The organism is Mesoflavibacter sp. CH_XMU1422-2 (genome assembly GCF_037029245.1).
Taxonomy (GTDB): Bacteria; Bacteroidota; Bacteroidia; order Flavobacteriales; family Flavobacteriaceae; genus Mesoflavibacter; species Mesoflavibacter zeaxanthinifaciens.
Window position 1 is genome coordinate 1 of sequence record NZ_JAYMEE010000080.1, and the last position, 782, is coordinate 782.

General features: G+C 42.6%; 1 protein-coding gene. It reads left to right on the plus strand.

Translation table 11 applies throughout. The features are described from left to right. Positions 1-782: lipoprotein 17-related variable surface protein (locus WA340_RS12715; protein WP_336129358.1), on the plus strand; the 782-nt coding region annotated here is incomplete at both ends.

A 782-nucleotide genomic window follows, 5' to 3' on the forward strand; every position in this document is an offset into this window, starting at 1 on the left:
CTATTGAAGATACAACTGCGCCTGACTTAGCGTTATGTTCGGATGTGGCTGATGAAACTATTGAATGTGATGGCGCTAACAACACTACTTTAGCATCTAATTGGAATGCGGCTAACATCGCGGCTTTACAAACGTGTCCTACGGATAGTTGTGATGCAGATGCTAACTACACCGTAACGTCTGACTTCGACTTTAATAACTTTGTGAGTGCTTGTGGTCTTGGTGGTACTATCACAGTAAACTATACGGTAGCGGATGACTGTGGGAACATAGCGTCTACTTCAGCAACGTTAACTATTGAAGATACTACTGCGCCAGACTTAGCACTTTGTTCAGATGTTTCAGATGAAACTATTGAATGTGATGGTAACAATAACAGTACTTTAGCATCTGATTGGAATGCTGCTAACATCGCTGCTTTACAAACGTGTCCTACGGATAGTTGTGATACGGATGCTAACTACACCGTAACGTCTGATTTCGACTTTAATAACTTTGTGAGTGCTTGTGGTCTTGGTGGTACTATCACTGTAAACTATACGGTAGCGGATGACTGTGGGAACATAGCGTCTACTTCAGCAACGTTAACTATTGAAGATACAACTGCGCCTGACTTAGCGTTATGTTCGGATGTGGCTGATGAAACTATTGAATGTGATGGCGCTAACAACAGTACTTTAGCATCTGATTGGAATGCTGCTAACATCGCGGCTTTACAAACGTGTCCTACGGATAGTTGTGATGCGGATGCGAGTTATACTGTAACGTCTGACTTCGACTTT